This is a genomic window from Pseudomonas sp. MF09156 (genome assembly GCF_059862305.1).
The window spans coordinates 290,530-310,051 of sequence record NZ_JCBCUR010000005.1 but is presented as its reverse complement, the minus strand read 5'-3'; the positions used below and the strand labels follow the sequence as shown (position 1 = coordinate 310,051).

Here is a 19,522-nt window from a genome sequence, read left to right as displayed (position 1 = left end):
AAGCCTAAACTCAAACGTAACTGACTGTTGCAATACAGCCGGCCGCGCAAACAGCCGTACAGTGTGTTGGCGCAACGGGTTGTGTACAATGTGCGCTGTTTTTACGCGATACTTGCCAGCGACCCGCTATACCCTTATTACAGTCAACGTCAATTCGCCGCCGTTCTCCCGACCCGAGTGCCCATGAACGAACAGTTGCAGCCCCTCAAGAAACAGCCGCGAGCCGGTAAGGCCGGTCGCAGTGGAACCCAGGACGATATCGTCTACGCGCATATCTTCGAGGCCATCCTCGAACAACGCCTGGCGCCCGGTACCAAATTGAGTGAAGAAGCACTGGGCGAGATCTTTGGCGTCAGCCGCACCATCATCCGCCGCGCCTTGTCGCGCCTGGCCCATGAAGGCGTGGTGTTGTTGCGCCCCAATCGGGGTGCGGTCGTGGCCAGCCCAAGTGTCGAGGAAGCCCGCCAGGTATTCCTCGCCCGGCGCCTGGTCGAGCGGGCTATCACCGAACTGGCGGTGCAGCATGCCTCCACCGAAGAGTTGGCCGAGTTGCGGCAGATGGTCAATGACGAGCGCGACAGCTTCTCCCGTGGCGATCGTGGCGCGGGTATCCGGCTCTCTGGCGAGTTCCACCTCAAGCTGGCCGAGGCGGCAAAAAACGCCCCGCTGATCAGCTTCCAACGCAGCCTGGTGTCCCAGACTTCGCTGATCATCGCCCAGTATGAAAGTGGCAACCGCTCACACTGTTCCTACGACGAGCACACCCAGTTGATCGATGCCATCGAAGCCCGGGACGTGGGGCTGGCGGTGAACCTGATGATGCATCACATGGATCATATCGACAGCAAGCTCAACCTCGATGAGGAAAGCGCGTCGGATGATTTGCATGCGGTGTTCTCGCATTTGCTGCAGACCAAGAAGCCGGGCCGCTCCTCGATCAAGCTGTAAACCCGATCAAACTGTGTAGGCGCTGGCTTGCCAGCGATGCAGGCACCGCGGTGTATCTGTTCACCGCGGTGATGCTATCGCTGGCAAGTCAGCTCCTACAGGGTTTTGTGGTGTTCTTTGGGTCAGCGTTGGTGTACCAGATTGCCCGCCGCATACGTCTGCATCACCGCCCGATCATCCCCCAGTGTCATCAATACAAACAACGTCTCGGCAATGTTCTTGGCCTGCTTCAGGCGATAGCTGAGCAGTGGCGTGGCGTTGTAGTCCAGGACCAGGAAATCGGCATCGGTGCCCGGCTGCAAGGTGCCGATCTTGTCTTCCAGGCGCAGCGCTTTGGCACCGCCCAGGGTCGCCAGGTACAGCGATTTGAACGGACTCAACCGCGCGCCCTGCAATTGCATGACCTTGTAGGCCTCGTTCAGGGTCTGCAGCAGCGAGAAACTGGTGCCACCCCCCACGTCCGTGCCCAGGCCCACATTGAGCTGATGCTTCTCGGCCATCGGCAGGTTGAACAGGCCGCTGCCGAGGAAAAAGTTCGACGTCGGGCAGAACGCCACTGCTGAACCCGCTTGCGCCAGTCGCGCGCATTCGTCGTCGCACAGGTGCACGCCATGGGCAAATACCGAACGTTCCCCCAGCAGCTTGTAGTGGTCGTACACGTCCAGGTAGCCATTGCGCTCCGGGAACAGCTCCTTGACCCATTGCACTTCCTGCAGGTTTTCACTGATGTGCGTCTGCATGTACAGGTCCGGGTATTCCCCCAGCAATTGCCCGGCGAGGGTCAACTGTTCCGGTGTGCTGGTAGGCGCGAAGCGCGGGGTCACGGCGTAGTGCAAACGGCCCTTGCCGTGCCAGCGCTCGATCAGCGCCTTGCTCTCCTGGTAGCCGGACTCGGCGGTGTCGGTCAGGTAGTCCGGCGCATTGCGGTCCATCATCACCTTGCCGGCGATCATGCGCAGGTCGAGTTTCTCGGCGGCTTCAAAGAATGAGTTGACCGATTGCGGGTGCACGCTGCCGAACACCAGGGCGGTGGTGGTGCCGTTGCGCAGCAGTTCCTTGATAAAGATATCCGCCACTTCTTCGGCGTGGGCCTTGTCGGCGAACTGGCTTTCGCAAGGGAAGGTATAGGTGTTGAGCCAATCCAGCAGTTGTTCGCCGTAGGCCCCGACCATGCCGGTTTGCGGCAGGTGGATATGGGTGTCGATCAGGCCGGGGGTGATCAGCGCGTCCTGGTAATGGGTGATTTCGATATCGGCCGCCAGCGTCGGCAGCAAGTCGCTGGCATGCCCCAGGGCGCTGATCTGGCCGTTGTCGATCACCAGCAGGCCGTCTTCGAAATACTCGTAGGAGGCGTCGATCCCAACCACGGCAGGGTCGGCGAGGCTGTGCAGGATGGCGGCGCGGTAGGCTTTGCGAGTCAAAGGCATGGTCGTCTCAATTGATAGCTTGGCTGCGGCGCGAGGCCGGCAGCAGTTTGGCAATGGGTTCGGCACTCGCGGTGTGCTGGCCGAAGTTGGCGTTATAGGTGGCGATGATCTCGCCGGCGATGGAAATGGCGATTTCCACCGGCAATTTGCCCTTCACCTCGGTGAGGCCCATGGGGCAGCGCATGCGTTGTAACTGCGCGGCCTCGAAGCCGCGTTCACGCAGGCGGTGTTCAAACTTGACGCGTTTGGTCTGCGAGCCGATCAGGCCGAAGTAGGCAAAGTCATTGCGCTTGAGCAGGGCGGCGGTGAGTTCCAGGTCCAGCGCGTGATTGTGGGTCATGACGATGCAGTAACTGCCCGCCGGCAGGTCGGCAATTTCATCGACCGGCTCTTCGCTGACGATTTTACGCACGCCCTGGGGGATATGCTCCGGGAATTCCTGTTCCCGCGAGTCGATCCAGCGCACCCGGCACGGCAGGCTGGCCAGCAGTGGCACCAGCGCGCGGCCGACATGGCCGGCGCCGAATACGGCAATCTGCGCCTGCACCTGGCCCATGGGCTCAAACAGCAGCACAGTCACGCCACCGCAGCACTGGCCGAGGCTGGCCCCCAGGCTGAAGCGCTCCAGATGGGTGTTGTGCTGACCGCTGGCGAGCATCTCGCGGGCGATCTGCATCGCTTTGTATTCCAGGTGGCCGCCGCCGATGGTGTCGAAGGTCCGGGCGGCACTGATCACCATCTTGGAACCGGCGTTGCGCGGCGTGGAGCCGAGTTCTTCGATGATGGTCACCAGCACGCAGGGTTCACCCTGGTGTTGCAGGTCGGCGAGGGCGCTGATCCAGTTGTTCATGTCTACCTCAACATTTCTGTTGTCAGTTCGGCCGTCTTCGCGGGCAAGCCCGTTCCCACAGGGGAATGCAATCCAGATGTGGGAGCGGGCTTGCCTGCGATGGCAGCACCTGGGTCTAGAGCGAAGCCATCTCGGTCTCTGCCTCAACCACCGTCGCCACCTGCAACTGGCGCATCTGCTCACACCCCCACAACACCCGCTCCGGGGTCGCCGGTGCATCGATCTTGGGTTGATGGCGATAGTCACCCAGGCTCGCCACCGCATCCTTGATCGCGCACCACGAGGCAATCCCGAGCATGAATGGCGGCTCACCCACGGCCTTGGAGTGGAACACCGTGTCTTCCGGGTTCTTGCGGTTTTCTACCAGCTTGACCCGCAAATCCAGGGGCATGTCTGCTACCGCCGGGATCTTGTAGCTGGCCGGGCCATTGGTCATCAATTTGCCCTTGTTGTTCCACACCAGCTCTTCCATGGTCAGCCAGCCCATGCCCTGGATAAAGCCACCTTCCACCTGGCCGATATCGATGGCCGGGTTCAGCGAGGCGCCCACATCGTGGAGGATGTCGGTGCGCAGCATCTTGTACTCGCCGGTCAGGGTGTCGACGATCACTTCGCAGCAGGCCGCGCCGAAGGCGAAGTAGTAGAACGGCCGACCCCGTGCCTGGCTGCGGTCGTAGAAGATTTTCGGGGTTTTGTAGAACCCGGTACTGGACAGCGACACCTGGGCGAAATACGCCTGCTGGATCAGCTCCTCGAACGTCAGGATCAGCTCACGCACCCGCACATGGCCGTTGTGGAACTCAACATCGGCCTCGCTGACGTCGTATTTGCGCGCGGCAAATTCCACCAGGCGCTGCTTGATGGTCTCGGCGGCATTCTGCGCGGCCTTGCCGTTGAGGTCGGCACCACTGGAGGCGGCGGTCGGCGAGGTGTTGGGCACTTTGTCGGTGTTGGTCGCGGTGATCTGCACCCGGTCGATTTCCACCTGGAAAATCTCGGCCACCACTTGTGCGACTTTGATGTTCAAGCCCTGGCCCATCTCGGTGCCGCCGTGGTTCAAGTGGATGCTGCCGTCGGTGTAGATATGGATCAAGGCGCCGGCCTGGTTGAGGAAGCTGGCGGTAAACGAAATACCGAACTTGACCGGGGTCAGCGCCAGGCCTTTTTTCAGGATCGGGCTGTGGGCGTTGTACAGGCGGATCGCTTCGCGGCGCTCGGCGTATTGGCTGCTGGCCTCAAGCTCGGCGGTCATCTCTTCGAGCATGTTGTGCTCGACAGTCTGGTAGTAGTGGGTGATGTTGCGCTCGGTCTTGCCATAGTAATTGGCCTTGCGCACCGCCAGCGGGTCCAGCGCCAGGTGGCGGGCGATGGCGTCCATCACTTCCTCGATGGCGACCATGCCTTGCGGGCCGCCGAAGCCACGGTAGGCGGTGTTGGAGGCGGTGTTGGTCTTGCAGCGATGGCCGTTGACGGTGGCGTCGCCCAGGTAATAGGAGTTGTCGGAGTGGAACATCGCGCGGTCGACAATCGAGTTAGACAGGTCTGGCGAACAGCCGCAGTTACCCGCCAGGTCCAGATTGATCCCGTGCAGGCGGCCGTTGTCGTCAAAGCCCACGTCGTATTCGATATAGAACGGGTGGCGCTTGCCGGTCATCAGCATGTCTTCGACCCGTGGCAGGCGCATTTTGGTCGGCTGGCCGGTCAGGCGCGCGACCACTGCACACAGGCATGCCGGGCTGGCCGCCTGGGTTTCCTTGCCACCAAAACCACCGCCCATGCGGCGCATATCCACGACGATTTTGTTCATCGACACGTCCAGCACTTCGGCCACCAGTTTCTGCACTTCGGTGGGGTTCTGGGTGGAGCAGTAAACGATCATGCCGCCGTCTTCGGTGGGCATCACCGAGGAAATCTGGGTCTCCAGATAGAAGTGTTCCTGGCCGCCGATATGCAGGGTCCCCTGGATACGGTGTTTCGCGCTCGCCAGGGCGCCCGCCGAATCCCCGCGCTGGTGGGTGTGGCTGTCCAGCACGAAATGTTTGTTGCGAAAGGCCTCGACCACATCCAGCACCGGCTCCAGGTCTTCGTATTCGATCACCGCCGCCATGGCGGCCTTGCGTGCGGTCTCCAGGTCGCGGGCGGCGACGGCCAGCACCACCTGGCCGACGAACTGCACGGTGTCGATGGCCAGCAACGGGTCGCCGGGCATCAGCGGGCCGATGTCTTTGAGGCCCGGTACGTCTTCGTGGGTGATGACGATGCGCACCCCCTCGAAGGCGTAGCAGGGCGCGGTGTCGATGCTGAGGATCCGGGCATGGGCGCGGTCGGACATGCGCGCATACAGGTGCAACTGGTTGGGGAATTCCAGGCGGTCATCGATGTACTGCGCTTCGCCCGACACGTGCTTGGCGGCGCTGTCATGCTTGACGCTGCGCCCGACCCCGGACGTCAGGTCCTGGGCAAATAGCGCGGCCATTTCGGCTTGGGTTTTTACCACGGCGTGATGGTTAGACATAAGCGGTCACCCGAGTCTCGATGTGCGGCGTTTGCAGTTCGATGAAGTATTTGCGCAGCAGGTTCTGGGCGCTGAGCAGGCGGTATTCCTTGCTCGCGCGAAAGTCCGACAGCGGGGTGAAATCCTCGGCCAGGGCCGCGCAGGCTTTCTCCACGGTGGCACTGTTCCAGGTGGCGCCGATCAGCACCGTCTCGCAGTGTTGCGCGCGTTTGGGCGTGGCGGCCATGCCGCCGAAGGCCACGCGGGCATCGCTGATCACCCCGTTGTCGATTTTCAGGTTGAACGCCGCGCACACCGCCGAGATGTCATCGTCCAGGCGCTTGGAAACCTTGTAGGCACGAAATAGCGCGTGGCCCTTGGGTACGATGATTTTTTCGATGAACTCGCTGTCCTGGCGGGCAGTGACGCGGTAGTCGATAAAGTAGTCTTCCAGGGCCAGGGTGCGGCGCACGCTGCCCTTGCACAGCACGATCTGCGCGCCGAGGGCGATCAGCAGCGGCGGCGAATCACCGATGGGCGAGGCGTTGCCGATATTGCCGCCGAGGGTGCCCTGGTTGCGGATTTGCAGGGAGGCGAAGCGGTGCAGCAGGTCGCCGAAGTCCGGGTATTCATGGTGCAGCGCGCTGTAGCAGTCGGAGAGGGCGGTGGCGGCGCCGATTTCCAGGCGGTCGTCAAAGGTCTCGATGCGCTTCATGGCCTCGATGTTGCCCACATAGATCATCACTGGCAGCGTGCGGTGGAACTGGGTCACTTCCAGCGCCAGGTCGGTGCCGCCGGCCAGCAGCCGGGCCTGTGGGTAGGCGTCGTAGAGGTCGGCCAGGTCGGCGACGGTCAGGGGCACCAGGCAGCGTTTGTCGCCGCTGTTCAGTTCGCCGGTTTGCGTCGGGGCGATGGCCTTGAGGCGGGCGATGGTCTGCGCCTGGCGACTATCGAACTGGTCCTGGGGCTTGTTGCAACAGGCCTGTTCGGCGGCGGCCAGGATCGGCCGGTAGCCGGTGCAGCGGCACAGGTTGCCGGCCAGGGCTTCGTGGGCCTTGGCGCTGTCCGGGGCGTCGCTGTTTTTTTGCAGGGCGAACAGTGACATCACAAAGCCCGGCGTGCAGAAACCGCACTGCGAGCCATGGCACTCGACCATCGCCTGTTGCACGCTGTGCAGTTGGCCCTGGTGCTTGAGGTCTTCCACGCTGATCAGTTGCTTGCCGTGCAGGGACGAGACAAACGTCAGGCACGAATTGAGGCTGCGATAGCGAATCTGCTCGGCACCTTGCTCGTCGGTATGCAACTCGCCGACCACCACGGTGCAGGCACCACAGTCGCCGCTGGCGCAGCCTTCCTTGGTTCCGGATTTGCCCAGGTGCTCACGCAGGTAGTTGAGCACAGTCAGGTTCGGGTCCAGGGCGTGCTCGCTACGGAGCTCCTGGTTTAGTAAAAACTGGATCACGGAAGGCCTCGCAGACTCATTATTGTTGTTAACCGCTTTGCGCCGAATCTAGTCATGTCTGACTTTTCGGTCAACGATTTTCTGACCAGAAGGTCAAGAAAATGCGATTGCAACACCTTTGATTATGGTTCAGATCCCTGTAACCGCCGTTTTCAGGGGCGCCTGGGCTTTATCGTCTGCTTATTTCATGCCAAATTCGGCGTTGCTGGCCCAGTGATTGCGCTACACTGCCGCCCTTGTACCGATAGACGATTTTGAAGGGAAAACATGACGTTCAAGGCGCCGGATAGTCTCGCCGAGCAAATCGCTCACCACCTCGCCGAACGCATCATTCGCGGCGATCTCAAGCCTGGGGAGCGGATCCAGGAACAGAAAGTCACGCTGGCACTCAATGTCAGCCGTGGCTCCGTGCGCGAAGCCTTGCTGATCCTCGAGCGGCGGCACCTGATCGCCATCCTGCCGCGCCGTGGCGCCCACGTCACCGAGCTCACCGCACACAAGGTGCAGAGCCTGTGCACGCTGATGAGCGAGCTGTACATCCTGCTGGGCAACGCGGTTGCCGAAGGCTGGCAGACCCAGGTCGACATGGCGCCGTTCGTGCAGATCCAGCAACGACTGGTGAGCAATTTCGAACGCCAGGACATCCGCGCCTTTGTCGAGGAATGCTTCAATGTCATGCGCGCCGCGTATCCCTTTGCCAACAATCCGTACCTGCAGGAAACCGTCGAGAACCTGCAGCCGGCGATGAATCGCGCCTATTACCTGGCCCTGGATCAACGCAAGGCGTCCATGAGCGAGTACCTGGCGCTGTTCGAGCAACTGCTCGCTGCCGTACTGGCCCGTGACTTGCCGCAGATTCGCCAAGTGTTGTCGGCCTATGGCCAGCGCAGTTGCACCCTGGTTATCGCAGCCCTGGCGGACGCCTAAGCGTGCGGCTCAAGTGCATCAAACTGGCGGGGTTCAAATCCTTCGTCGACCCGACTACGGTGAACTTCCCCAGTAACATGGCGGCAGTGGTCGGGCCCAATGGTTGCGGCAAGTCGAACATTATCGACGCCGTGCGCTGGGTGATGGGCGAGAGCTCGGCAAAAAACCTGCGTGGCGAGTCGATGACCGACGTCATCTTCAATGGCTCCACCAGCCGCAAGCCGGTGAGCCAGGCCAGCATCGAACTGGTGTTCGACAACTCCGACGGCACCCTGGTGGGCGAATACGCGGCCTACGCAGAAATTTCCATCCGCCGCAAAGTGACGCGCGACAGCCAGAACAGTTACTTCCTCAATGGCACCAAGTGCCGGCGCCGCGACATCACCGACATCTTCCTCGGCACCGGCCTGGGCCCGCGCAGCTACTCGATCATCGAGCAGGGCATGATCTCCAAGCTGATCGAAGCCAAGCCCGAGGACTTGCGCAACTTTATCGAGGAAGCGGCCGGCATCTCCAAGTACAAGGAGCGCCGGCGCGAGACCGAGAACCGCATCCGCCGCACCCACGAAAACCTGGCGCGCCTGACCGACCTGCGTGAAGAGCTGGAGCGCCAGTTGGAGCGCCTGCACCGCCAGGCCCAGGCCGCCGAGAAATACCAGGAATACAAAGGCGAAGAGCGCCAGCTCAAGGCACAACTCTCAGCCCTGCGCTGGCAGGCCTTGAATGACCAGGTGGGCCAGCGCGAAGCGATCATCGGCACCCAGGAAATCAGCTTCGAAGCCCTGGTGGCCGAGCAGCGCAATGCCGACGCCAGCATCGAGCGCCTGCGTGACGGTCACCATGATCTGTCCGAGCGCTTCAATCTGGTGCAGGGCCGCTTCTATTCGGTGGGCGGCGACATTGCGCGGGTCGAGCAGAGCATCCAGCACGGCCAGCAGCGCCTGCGCCAGTTGCAGGATGACCTCAAGGAAGCGGAGCGGGCGCGGCTGGAAACCGAGTCCCACCTGGGCCACGACCGCACCTTGCTGCTGACCCTCGGCGAAGAGCTGGACATGCTCACCCCCGAGCAGGAAATCACCAGCGCCGCCGCCGAAGAAGCCGCCGCCGCCCTGGAAGAATCGGAAACCACCATGCACGGCTGGCAGGAGCAGTGGGACGCGTTCAACCTGCGCTCCGCCGAGCCACGGCGCCAGGCTGAGGTGCAGCAGTCGCGCATCCAGCAACTGGAAACCAGTATGGAACGCCTGGCCGAGCGTCAGCGCCGGGTCCTGGAGGAGCGCGCGTTGCTCGCCTCCGCTCCGGAAGACGCGGCGATCATGGCGCTGAGCGAGCAGTTGGCCGAAAGCGAAATGACCCTGGAAGAGCTGGAGGCCAGCGAAGAACAACAAGTGGAACGCCTGGAGCAATTGCGTCAGGAGCTGCAGCAGGCGACCCAGGCGCAGCAGCAGGCCCAGGGCGATTTACAGCGCCTTAACGGGCGCCTGGCCTCCCTTGAAGCCTTGCAGCAGGCCGCATTGGACCCAGGCATCGGCACCGCCGAATGGCTGCGCGACCAGCACCTGGCCGAGCGCCCGCGCCTGGCCGAAGGCTTGAAGGTTGAAGCTGGTTGGGAATTGGCTGTGGAAACCGTGCTCGGTGCGGACCTGCAAGCGGTGCTGGTGGACGATTTTGGCGGCTTTGACCTGGCGGGCTTCACACAAGGTGACTTGCGCCTGCTCAGCCCGGCAGCCGATGGCACCCGCGTGCCCGGCAGCCTGTTGGATAAAGTCGAGGCGCAGATTGATCTGGCGCCGTGGCTGGGCCAGGTCAAACCGGTGGACTCGCTGGAACAGGCCCTGGCGCTGCGTGGCCAATTGATCTCTGGCGAAAGCCTGATCAGCCGCGACGGCTACTGGGTAGGCCGGCACTTTTTGCGGGTGCGCCGCGCCAGTGAAGCCGAAAGTGGCGTATTGGCCCGTGGCCAGGAAATCGTTAACCTGAGTGCCGAGCGTGAAGAGCGCGAAGCCACCCTTGAGTCCCTGGAAACCCAACTGCAAACCCTGCGCGCCACTCAGCGCCAGCAAGAGACCGGCCGCGAACACTTGCGCCGCCTGTTGCAGGACGAAGCGCGCCAGCAGGGCGAATTGAAAGCCCAACTCTCGGCCAGCAAGGCCAAGGCCGAACAGCTGACCCTGCGCCGCACCCGGCTCGACGAAGAAGTGGCCGAAATGGGCGAACAGCGCGCCCTCGAACACGAACAAGTCGGTGAGGCACGCCTGCAATTGCAGGAGGCCCTCGACAGCATGGCCCTCGATACCGAGCAGCGCGAACTGTTGCTGGCCCAGCGTGACAGCCTGCGCGAGCGCCTCGACCGGGTACGCCAGGAAGCGCGCCAGCACAAGGATCACGCCCACCAGTTGGCCGTGCGCCTGGGCTCCTTGCGCGCCCAGCACGATTCCACGCGCCAGGCCCTGGAGCGCCTGGAGATGCAGTCCGAACGCCTGACGGAAAAGCGCGAGCAACTGAGCCTCAACCTGGAGGAGGGCGAGGCGCCGCTGGAAGAGCTGCGCTTGAAGCTCGAAGAGTTGCTCGATAAACGCATGAGCGTCGACGAAGAACTCAAGACCGCACAAATCGCCCTGGAAGACGCCGACCGCGAACTGCGCGACGCAGAAAAGCGCCGGACCCAGGCCGAGCAGCAATCGCAATTGATCCGCGGCCAGCTCGAACAGCAGCGTATGGAGTGGCAAGCCCTCACGGTGCGCCGCAAAACCCTGCAAGACCAGTTGCTGGAAGATGGCTACGACCTGCACGGCGTACTCAATACCCTGACCGCCCAGGCCAACGAGAAGGACGCCGAGGAAGAACTTGAGCGCATTGGCGCACGTATTCAACGACTCGGGGCGATCAACCTCGCGGCCATCGACGAATATCAGCAGCAGTCCGAGCGCAAACGTTATCTGGATGCCCAGGACGCCGATCTGGTGGAAGCCCTCGACACTTTGGAAAACGTCATTCGCAAGATCGACAAAGAGACCCGAAACCGCTTCAAAGATACCTTTGATCAGATTAATAGCGGTTTACAGGCCTTATTCCCAAAAGTTTTCGGTGGTGGCAGCGCTTACTTGGAACTGACGGGCGAAGATCTACTCGATACAGGGGTAACGATCATGGCGCGGCCTCCGGGCAAGAAGAACAGCACCATCCATTTGTTGTCCGGCGGCGAGAAGGCCCTGACCGCATTGGCCCTGGTGTTTGCCATCTTCAAGTTGAACCCGGCGCCGTTCTGCATGCTCGACGAAGTTGACGCGCCGCTGGATGACGCTAACGTTGGACGGTATGCCCGCCTGGTTAAAGAGATGTCCCAGACGGTGCAGTTCATCTATATCACCCACAACAAGATCGCCATGGAAATGGCTGATCAATTGATGGGGGTGACCATGCATGAACCGGGCTGTTCGCGACTGGTGGCGGTGGATGTGGAAGAGGCGATGGCGATGGTGGAAAGTTAGCGGCAAGTTGCTAGCTTCAAGGGGCAAGAGTGTCGGCTTGAAGCTTATGATTTGTAGCCTGATTCCTGCGTTAGCCGACACATTTTGCGCCAACTGTGTAAAGTTATCTTTGGTCGTGCTAGTTTAATGTCAATTTTTCGTATGCGTGGGCAAAACGTCAGTCAGAACATAGAGTTGGCGCCACGTTTTAAAGCGGTTTGCACGGTGCTAAACCCCTTATTTTTCAGCATTTTTTATAGAGGCAAGGGATTACATGGAAATCGGTCTGCGCGAGTGGCTGATCGTCATCGGCATTATTGTAATAGCCGGTATTCTTTTTGATGGCTGGCGCCGTATGCGCGGCGGCAAGGGCAAGCTGAAATTCCGCCTGGACCGAAACCTGTCCAATCTGCCCGACGACGATGGCGCCGCCGAGCTGCTGGGGCCTCCCCGTGTCCTGGATACCCATAAAGAACCGCAACTGGACGAACACGACCTGCCGTCGATGAGCGCGCCGGTGCGCGAGCCCCGCGAGCCGTCGTCCAAGCGCGGCAAGCGTGGCAGTGCTGTCGTGGCCGAGCCGCATCAGGGCGACCTGAACCTCGACGTCGACGAAGGCCCGAGCTTCAGTAGCCGTGACGGTGATTTTCCGGATGAAACCCCGGCCAAGAGCGCACCGCGTGAGTCCTCCAAGGATCAGCCGGCGGCTGAAGAAGTGCTGGTGATCAGCGTGATCTGCCGCGACGCGGCCGGCTTCAAGGGCCCGGCGCTGTTGCAGAACATCCTGGAAAGCGGCCTGCGTTTTGGCGAGATGGATATTTTCCACCGTCACGAAAGCATGGCGGGCAACGGTGAAGTGCTGTTCTCCATGGCCAACGCGGTCAAGCCGGGCACCTTCGATTTGGACGATATCGACCTGTTCAGCACCCCGGCGGTGAGCTTCTTCCTCGGCCTGCCAGGCCCGCGCCACCCGAAACAGGCGTTCGACGTCATGGTGGCCGCCGCCCGCAAGCTGTCCCAGGAACTTAACGGTGAGCTCAAGGACGACCAGCGCAGCGTACTGACCGCCCAGACCATCGAACACTACCGTCAGCGCATCGTCGAGTTCGAGCGTCGCGCCCTGACACAGAAACGCTGAGGATTGGTCTTCAGCGTTGTCAGTAGAATTAAGCGCACTAACATATTGAGCAGCTTCGGCTGCTCTTTTGCTTTATGAGAGAACACCCATGACCGCCGCCCACACCCGCATCCTCGAACTGCGCGCTGAACTGGATCAGCACAACTACCGTTATCACGTACTCGACGAGCCGAGCATCCCGGACGCCGAGTACGACCGGTTGTTCCATGAGCTCAAGGCCCTGGAGTCCGAGCACCCCGACCTGGTGACCCGTGATTCACCAACGCAACGGGTGGGTAGTGCGGCGTTGTCGGCGTTTACCCAGGTGCGCCATGAGATCCCCATGCTCAGCCTGGGCAACGCGTTTGATGAAACCACCATGCTGGAATTTGATCGTCGGGTCACCGAGGGCCTCGACCTGCCGGTGGGCGATCTGTTTGGCGGTGGCGCGGCGGTGGAATACAGCTGCGAACCCAAGCTCGATGGCCTGGCGGTCAGCCTGCTGTACCAGGATGGCGAGTTGGTACGCGGCGCGACCCGTGGCGACGGCACCACGGGCGAAGACATCAGCGTCAATGTGCGCACCGTGCGCAATATCCCGCTGAAACTGCATGGCACGGGCTGGCCGGCGACCCTGGAAGTGCGTGGCGAAGTGTTCATGTCCAAGGCCGGTTTCGAGCGTTTGAACGCCACGCAACTGGAAGTCGGCGGCAAGACCTTCGCCAACCCGCGCAACGCCGCCGCCGGCAGCCTGCGCCAACTCGATTCGAAGATCACTGCCAGTCGCCCCCTGGAGTTTTGCTGCTACGGCGTGACCACGGATATCAGCGACACTCATATCGGCAACCTGCAGCAGTTGCAGAAATGGGGCATGCCCATCAGCCACGAGTTGAAGCTGGCCAAGGGTATTGAGGATTGCCTGGAGTACTACCGCGATATCGGTGAGCGGCGTAGCAGCCTGCCCTATGAAATCGACGGGGTGGTGTTCAAGGTCAACAGCATTGCCTACCAGCGTGAACTAGGCTTTCGCGCCCGCGAGCCGCGCTGGGCCATCGCCCATAAGTTTCCGGCACTGGAAGAACTCACTGAATTGCTGGACGTTGAGTTCCAGGTCGGCCGCACCGGCGCCGTGACCCCGGTAGCACGCTTGAAGCCAGTCAAGGTGGCGGGCGTCACTGTGTCCAATGCGACGTTGCACAACATGGACGAAGTGGCGCGCCTGGGCTTGATGATCGGCGACACCGTGATCATCCGCCGTGCCGGTGACGTAATCCCACAGGTCGTGTCGGTGGTTGCCGAGCGCCGCCCGGAAAATGCCCGCGCCGTACAGATCCCGCAAACCTGCCCGGTGTGTGGTTCCCATGTGGAACGCACGCAGTTGGTCAAGCGCAGCAAGGGCAAGGAAACCGTCAGCGAAGGCGCGGTGTATCGCTGTGTCGGGCGGCTGGCCTGTGGTGCGCAGCTCAAGCAGGCGATTATCCATTTTGTCTCGCGACGGGCCATGGATATCGACGGCCTGGGCGACAAGACCATCGAGCAACTGGTCGATGAAAAGCTCATCGGTTCGCCGGCTGACCTGTACAAGCTCAAGTACGAACAGATCATCGACCTGGAAGGCTTCGCTGATGTTTCCAGCAAGAAGCTGATCGCGGCCATCGAAAACAGCAAGACCCCAACCCTGGCACGGTTTATCTACGCCCTGGGCATTCCCGATGTCGGCGAGGAAACCGCCAAGGTGCTGGCGCGCTCCCTGGCGTCCCTGGAGCGCGTGCAGCAAGCCTTGCCGGAAGTGTTGACGTACTTGCCGGATGTTGGCCTGGAGGTGGCGCACGAGATCCACAGCTTCTTTGAAGACAGCCATAACCAGCAGGTGATTGGCGCGTTACTGTCGCCGGATGAGTGCGGCCTGCAATTGCAGGACCAGGGCGAACTGAGCGCCGAGTTCGCGGCCAGCACCACCCTGGGCGGCTTTCTCGACAAGCTGCACGTGCCTTCCGTGGGGCCGGGGGCTGCGCAGAAGCTGGCGGACAAGTTCGGCTCCCTGGAGGGCGTTATCCAGGCCGATTGGCTGGATATGCGCCAGGCACTCCCAGAGAAACAGGCCAAGGCCGTGCGCGAGTTTTTTGATAATCCGGACAATGCCCGGCGTGCGCAAGCCATCGAGCAGCAGCTCAAGGACTTTGGCATGCACTGGCAGAGCGAGAAGAAAGTCCTCGAGGGCTTGCCCGAAGCGGGCCATACCTGGGTGCTGACCGGCTCGCTGGAGTTGATGAGCCGCGACGTGGCCAAGGAAAAACTCGAAAGCCTGGGCGCCAAGGTCGCCGGTTCGGTGTCGGCGAAAACCTATTGCGTGGTCGCGGGGCCAGGCGCCGGGTCGAAGTTGGCCAAGGCCAGTGAGCTGGGGTTGAAAGTCATGGATGAAGAGGCTTTTGTCGCCTTTCTGACCCGCCACAACATCTCCATCTGATGATGACGATCGTTCCCACGCAGAGTGTGGGAACGATCTTGCGTGGTAAATGATCTAGTCTTGGGCACGCCCCTGGAGAGATCGCCATGTACCGCTTCTTCGAACAGCTCAGTTCGCGCATCGCCGCACCGTTCATGGCCGGGACTTCGCGCAATAGCAAGGTGTGGCAGTGCCGTTGCGGTCAATCCCTGTTCTTTCGCAACAGCCAATGCCTGTCCTGTTCGGCGCTGCTGGGCTATCTGCCCGAGCAAAGCCGGCTGTCGTCCCTGCAACCTGGGCCGGTCGTCAATACCTGGCTGCAGGACGATAATCTTGACGCGGGCGCCTCGCGCCGCTGCGCCAACCTCGACACGCCTGCTGCCTGCAACTGGCTGATCCCGGCCTACAGCACCGCACCGCTGTGCGTGGCGTGTAGCCTTAATCGCACCATCCCCGACCTGTCGATTGCAGAAAACCCCGAGCGCTGGCGCAAAGTCGAAACCGCCAAGCGCCGGCTGGTGGCGCAACTGATCAGCCTGGGGTTGCAGGTGGTCCCCAAGTCCGTCGATGAAGCCAATGGCCTGGCCTTTGACTTCGTCGGTATCGACCTGCAAGGCAAGGCCCCCACCACCGGCCACGCCAACGGCTTGATCACCTTGGATATCAAGGAAGCTGACGACGAACACCGTGAGAAAATTCGCGTGCAGATGCGTGAACCGTACCGCACCTTGCTCGGTCATTTCCGGCATGAAGTCGGTCACTATTACTGGGATCGCCTGGTCGCCGGCAGCCACTGGCTCGAGCCGTTCCGCCAGGTGTTTGGTGATGAGCGTGCCAGCTATGCCGATGCTCTCGAGCAGCACTACCAGAACGGCCCGCGCCCGGACTGGCAGCAAACCTGCGTCAGCGCCTACGCCACCATGCACCCTTGGGAAGACTGGGCGGAAACCTGGGCCCACTACCTGCACATGATGGACGCGGTCGATACCGCCCTGGGCTTTGGCATGAGCGCGCGGGAGATGGACCTGGACTACCAGCCGTTTCCCCTCGCCACGCTCTACGATCCGCAACACCCTGGCGGGGCGGCGTTCCTGTCGTTCGTCAACGCCTGGATCGAACTGGCCGGCATGCTCAACGAACTGTCCCGCAGCATGGGGCAACCGGATTTCTATCCCTTCGTGCTGCCACCGGCGGTGATTGCCAAGCTGCATTTCATCCACCTGGTGATCCAGGAGGAGGGCGGCCGGGCGGATGAGGTGTTGAAAGCCCAATGATCCAATGTGGAAGCGGGCTTGCCGGCGATGACGGAGTGCCAGCTTGCACAGGTACTGACCACCGCCATCGCGGGCAAGCCCGCTCGCACACCACATAGAGGGTGTTCTTGAGGGCTATGGCAAGTACTTGAGCCCCTTGGCTTTTTAATCCTGCACCAACGGTTGTAACTTCCGATGAGATCGGTACAATGGCGCGGCTTGCCGAGAGGCCAGCGTCGTTATGGTGACCCCATCGGTCCCCCCGCAACGATTACCCGTGAACCTGGTCAGAGCCGGAAGGCAGCAGCCACAGCGGGAACATTGTGTGCCGGGGTGTGGCTGGTGGGGTTGCCTCCATAACGCTCCCTTCGTAACAACTCTCCCTCTGATCAAAAATTATCACTTTGCCGTGCGTTATTGCGCAGCGGTCGAAGCCGTCTGTACACCGCGTTTTTTCGCGGCGTTTTCGTGTCTGGCTATCAGCCTTTATTGCGGTTGAAGAAGCTTCTTCGCCGCCAGCAGGAAGATGCCGATCGTGCAGGCAGGTTCTATGTGCCAGCCACCGCCAGCAGGCGGAGGTAGCTCATGGTAGTCCCTTGCATTTTGAAGTAATTGCGCGAAAGGATGCCGAGTCCGCTTGGGCTGCGCGAGCATATTGGCAAAAGGCGTGGCCCAGCGCCTGCCAGGAGAGGCGCTGTCCGGTCGGATCATGTCAGTAGGCAAAGAGCAAAGAGCAGGCAGCATCAGCGACCTGCTCTTTTTTATGTCGTACGAGCTCTAAGGCTTGGACAAGGCCTGGTCTACCGCCGCTATCAGCTTTCCCAGATCCTTCGGGGTGGCTTTATGAATGACACCGAACAGATAAGCGCGCTGTTCGTCCTCATCGCCCAGATCGGCAAAAAAGACTTTCAGCTTCACTCCCAGAGCCTCTGCAAACAAGAAGAGAGCGTCAACGCTGGGTGTATAGGTGCCGGTTTCGAAGCGGCTGATGGTTTTAGGGTCAAAACCGGTTTTCTCACCTAGTTCAGCCTGAGTAAGCCCCGCTACCTTTCGATAACGTCTGATGGCTGGACCCAAACTTGAAATTTGCATCGCTCAATTCCCATTTAGAATCAAGAACTTAACGATAAATATTGGCATTAGACAACGGCACGCACCATCACCTTTTCTTGCAAAATGTGATGTAATTCGTAGAATCGGCGTTTAGGACAAGTATTTGGCGGTGTCGTTTCACAGGGCACCTTTATGAAACGGGAAATCATTGCTTTCTCCTCTCTTTCATAAAGGTAGTTGCAAAACAGTTGCTTGGCCGCAGCGCCAGGCTCGCTCTTGCGCGCCCCCGCAGCCCCCGCCTTTCACACCAGACGCTCGAATTAAAGCCTAGTTGATCTTCGCTAAACCGAAGCTCAGGTGCTGGGCAAAACCTGGTTTGGCCGCCCAATGGCGCCAGCCAGCCGATTGACGGTTTACCCGTCTGGAAATACCCCTCTACCTGCCGGATCTACCCGATCCCGGGCCGGTAGATCGAATGCTGTCCATGGAGCTTTAAAGTGCGCGTCAATTTGCCGGTCACCACAGTTGAACAGACTTTCGGGGAGCAGCAACGGCTCATTTCCGCGACGGACATCAATAGCCACATTACCTACTGCAACGCCGAGTTTGCTGCCATGAGCGGCTTCACCCAAGCCGAGCTGATCGGCAGTACCCACAACCTGGTACGCCACCCGGATATGCCGCCGGCGGTCTTCGAACTGATGTGGCGCTACCTCAAGGCCGGCCAGAGCTGGATGGGCGTGGTCAAGAATCGCTGCAAAAATGGCAACTTTTATTGGGTCAGCGCCTATGTGACCCCCATCCTCGAAGACGGCCGGTTGGTGGGCTATGAGTCGGTGCGGGTCAAGCCGACGCGCGAACAGGTGCGGCGTGCCGAAGCGCTCTACGCGCGCTTGCGTGCCGGGCGTTCGGCGGTTTCGCCGCTGCAACGCCTGGGCCAGTTCGGCAATGCCCTGGCCGTGCCCGCCCTGGCGGCGGTGGCGGCTGGCGGCGCGGTGCAATGGCTGCCCAGCGGCTGGGCTCAGGCAACGACTGCGCTGCTGTTTCTCGGTCTGGGCGCCTGGGCGCACCTGCGTCTGGGGCAGCAGCTCAAGCAGATTGTCGAGCACACTCCCAACACCTTTTCCGACCCGATCAGCGCCATGACCTACAGCGATGCGCTAGGTCCGGCCGCGCAATTGGAGATGATCCTGATCAGCGAAGAGGCGCGCTTGAAAACCGCCCTCACGCGGCTCAGCGACCTGGCCACACAGATGGCCGAGGCGGCTACCGATTCCAGCGTGTTGTCGGGCAATACCGAGTCGGCACTGCTGGAACAGCGCGCCGAAACCGATATGACCGCCGCGGCCATGACCGAAATGGCCGCCTCCATCGCCGAAGTGGCGACACATGTACAGCAGACCGCCAGCGAAGCCCGTACCGCCAACGACCTGGCCGGGCATGGCAGCCAGGTGGTCGGAACCACACGCGACGCGATCCAACTGCTGGCGGCCACCGTTACCCAGATCAACCAGGCGGTGGGCCACCTGGCCGGCCAGACCCAGGAAATCCGCGTGGCGGCGAGCATGATCCAGGCGATTGCCGACCAGACCAACCTGCTGGCCCTGAATGCTGCCATCGAGGCGGCGCGGGCTGGTGAACAGGGCCGTGGTTTTGCGGTGGTGGCCGATGAAGTGCGGGCGCTGGCGGGCAAGACCCGGGAGTCGACCGAGCAGATCCAGGGCATCATCCAGAATCTACGCGCGGGCGCCGATGAAGCAGTGGAAATTGCCAGCACCGGTATCCATGAGGCCGAGCAGGGCGTGCAGCAGGTATTGCAGGCGCAACAGGCATTGCTAGGTATTCGCCAGGCAGTAGAGCGCATTACCGGCATGAGTCAGCAAATGGCTGCTGCCTCGCAGGAACAATCCCACGTCGCAGAGGATGTTTCACAACAGATCAATAACGTCGCGGCCACGGTACAAAAGACAGCGGGCAATGCCAACGCTGCAGTCACCCGGGGCCGGGAACTTGAAAGCATCTCTTCCGGGTTGCGTGCCCTGGTCGAGCGGTTCAACCGCTAGCCACCTAGAGCC

The 19,522-nt window shown here is 61.2% G+C and carries 12 protein-coding genes, 1 other RNA gene and 1 pseudogene; 9 read left to right on the top strand and 5 right to left on the bottom strand.

Features of this window, described 5'->3' with window-relative positions; translation table 11 throughout:
* The first annotated feature begins 183 nt into the window (after positions 1–183).
* Positions 184–948, top strand: coding sequence for a GntR family transcriptional regulator (locus tag AC19YY_RS15330; RefSeq protein WP_057439513.1), 765 nt, complete (start codon positions 184–186; stop codon positions 946–948).
* Positions 949–1,070: 122 nt separating this feature from the next.
* On the opposite strand, the gene guaD is transcribed toward AC19YY_RS15330, so the two are convergent.
* The 4 genes from guaD to xdhA form a co-directional block, all read right to left on the bottom strand.
* Positions 1,071–2,375, bottom strand: coding sequence for a guanine deaminase (guaD, locus tag AC19YY_RS15325; RefSeq protein ID WP_500604450.1), 1,305 nt, complete (start codon positions 2,373–2,375; stop codon positions 1,071–1,073).
* Between the two features lie 7 nt (positions 2,376–2,382).
* Positions 2,383–3,225, bottom strand: coding sequence for a xanthine dehydrogenase accessory protein XdhC (xdhC, locus tag AC19YY_RS15320; RefSeq protein WP_169954226.1), 843 nt, complete (start codon positions 3,223–3,225; stop codon positions 2,383–2,385).
* A gap of 115 nt (positions 3,226–3,340) precedes the next feature.
* Positions 3,341–5,740, bottom strand: coding sequence for a xanthine dehydrogenase molybdopterin binding subunit (gene xdhB, locus AC19YY_RS15315; protein WP_500604449.1), 2,400 nt, complete (start codon positions 5,738–5,740; stop codon positions 3,341–3,343).
* Positions 5,733–7,181 (bottom strand): xanthine dehydrogenase small subunit, encoded by a 1,449-nt coding sequence (gene xdhA, locus AC19YY_RS15310; RefSeq protein WP_172313195.1) that lies wholly within the window; start codon positions 7,179–7,181, stop codon positions 5,733–5,735. The genes xdhB and xdhA overlap by 8 nt, the downstream gene beginning before the upstream one ends.
* Positions 7,182–7,448: 267 nt before the next feature.
* Here xdhA and AC19YY_RS15305 point away from each other — a divergent pair, with 267 nt between their 5' ends.
* From AC19YY_RS15305 to ffs, 6 genes are all read left to right on the top strand, one after another.
* Positions 7,449–8,108 carry a GntR family transcriptional regulator gene (locus AC19YY_RS15305; protein WP_170043318.1) on the top strand — a complete coding sequence of 220 codons (660 nt, stop codon included), beginning with the start codon at positions 7,449–7,451 and terminating at the stop codon, positions 8,106–8,108.
* 2 nt (positions 8,109–8,110) lie between these two features.
* Positions 8,111–11,599 (top strand): chromosome segregation protein SMC, encoded by a 3,489-nt coding sequence (gene smc, locus AC19YY_RS15300; RefSeq protein WP_500604448.1) that lies wholly within the window; start codon positions 8,111–8,113, stop codon positions 11,597–11,599.
* Positions 11,600–11,852: 253 nt separating this feature from the next.
* Positions 11,853–12,716 (top strand): cell division protein ZipA, encoded by an 864-nt coding sequence (zipA, locus tag AC19YY_RS15295; protein WP_169954221.1) that lies wholly within the window; start codon positions 11,853–11,855, stop codon positions 12,714–12,716.
* Between the two features lie 88 nt (positions 12,717–12,804).
* Positions 12,805–15,162 (top strand): NAD-dependent DNA ligase LigA, encoded by a 2,358-nt coding sequence (gene ligA, locus AC19YY_RS15290; protein ID WP_500604447.1) that lies wholly within the window; start codon positions 12,805–12,807, stop codon positions 15,160–15,162.
* Positions 15,163–15,248: 86 nt separating this feature from the next.
* Positions 15,249–16,415, top strand: a complete 1,167-nt coding sequence (locus tag AC19YY_RS15285) for a zinc-binding metallopeptidase family protein (protein WP_500604446.1) — start codon at positions 15,249–15,251, stop codon at positions 16,413–16,415.
* A gap of 230 nt (positions 16,416–16,645) precedes the next feature.
* Positions 16,646–16,742: signal recognition particle sRNA small type (ffs, locus tag AC19YY_RS15280), an RNA gene on the top strand.
* Between the two features lie 429 nt (positions 16,743–17,171).
* Here ffs and AC19YY_RS15275 read toward each other — a convergent pair.
* A complete protein-coding gene (locus AC19YY_RS15275; RefSeq protein ID WP_032863355.1) occupies positions 17,172–17,486 on the bottom strand; it encodes a helix-turn-helix domain-containing protein in 315 nt (104 codons plus the stop codon).
* A gap of 458 nt (positions 17,487–17,944) precedes the next feature.
* Here AC19YY_RS15275 and AC19YY_RS15270 point away from each other — a divergent pair.
* Positions 17,945–18,226, top strand: a pseudogene (locus AC19YY_RS15270) (PAS domain-containing protein); the annotation flags it as partial.
* 363 nt (positions 18,227–18,589) lie between these two features.
* The gene (locus AC19YY_RS15265) at positions 18,590–19,510 is read left to right on the top strand and encodes a methyl-accepting chemotaxis protein (protein WP_407073418.1); all 921 of its coding nucleotides are present in this window, start codon (positions 18,590–18,592) and stop codon (positions 19,508–19,510) included.
* The last annotated feature ends 12 nt before the right edge of the window (positions 19,511–19,522 follow it).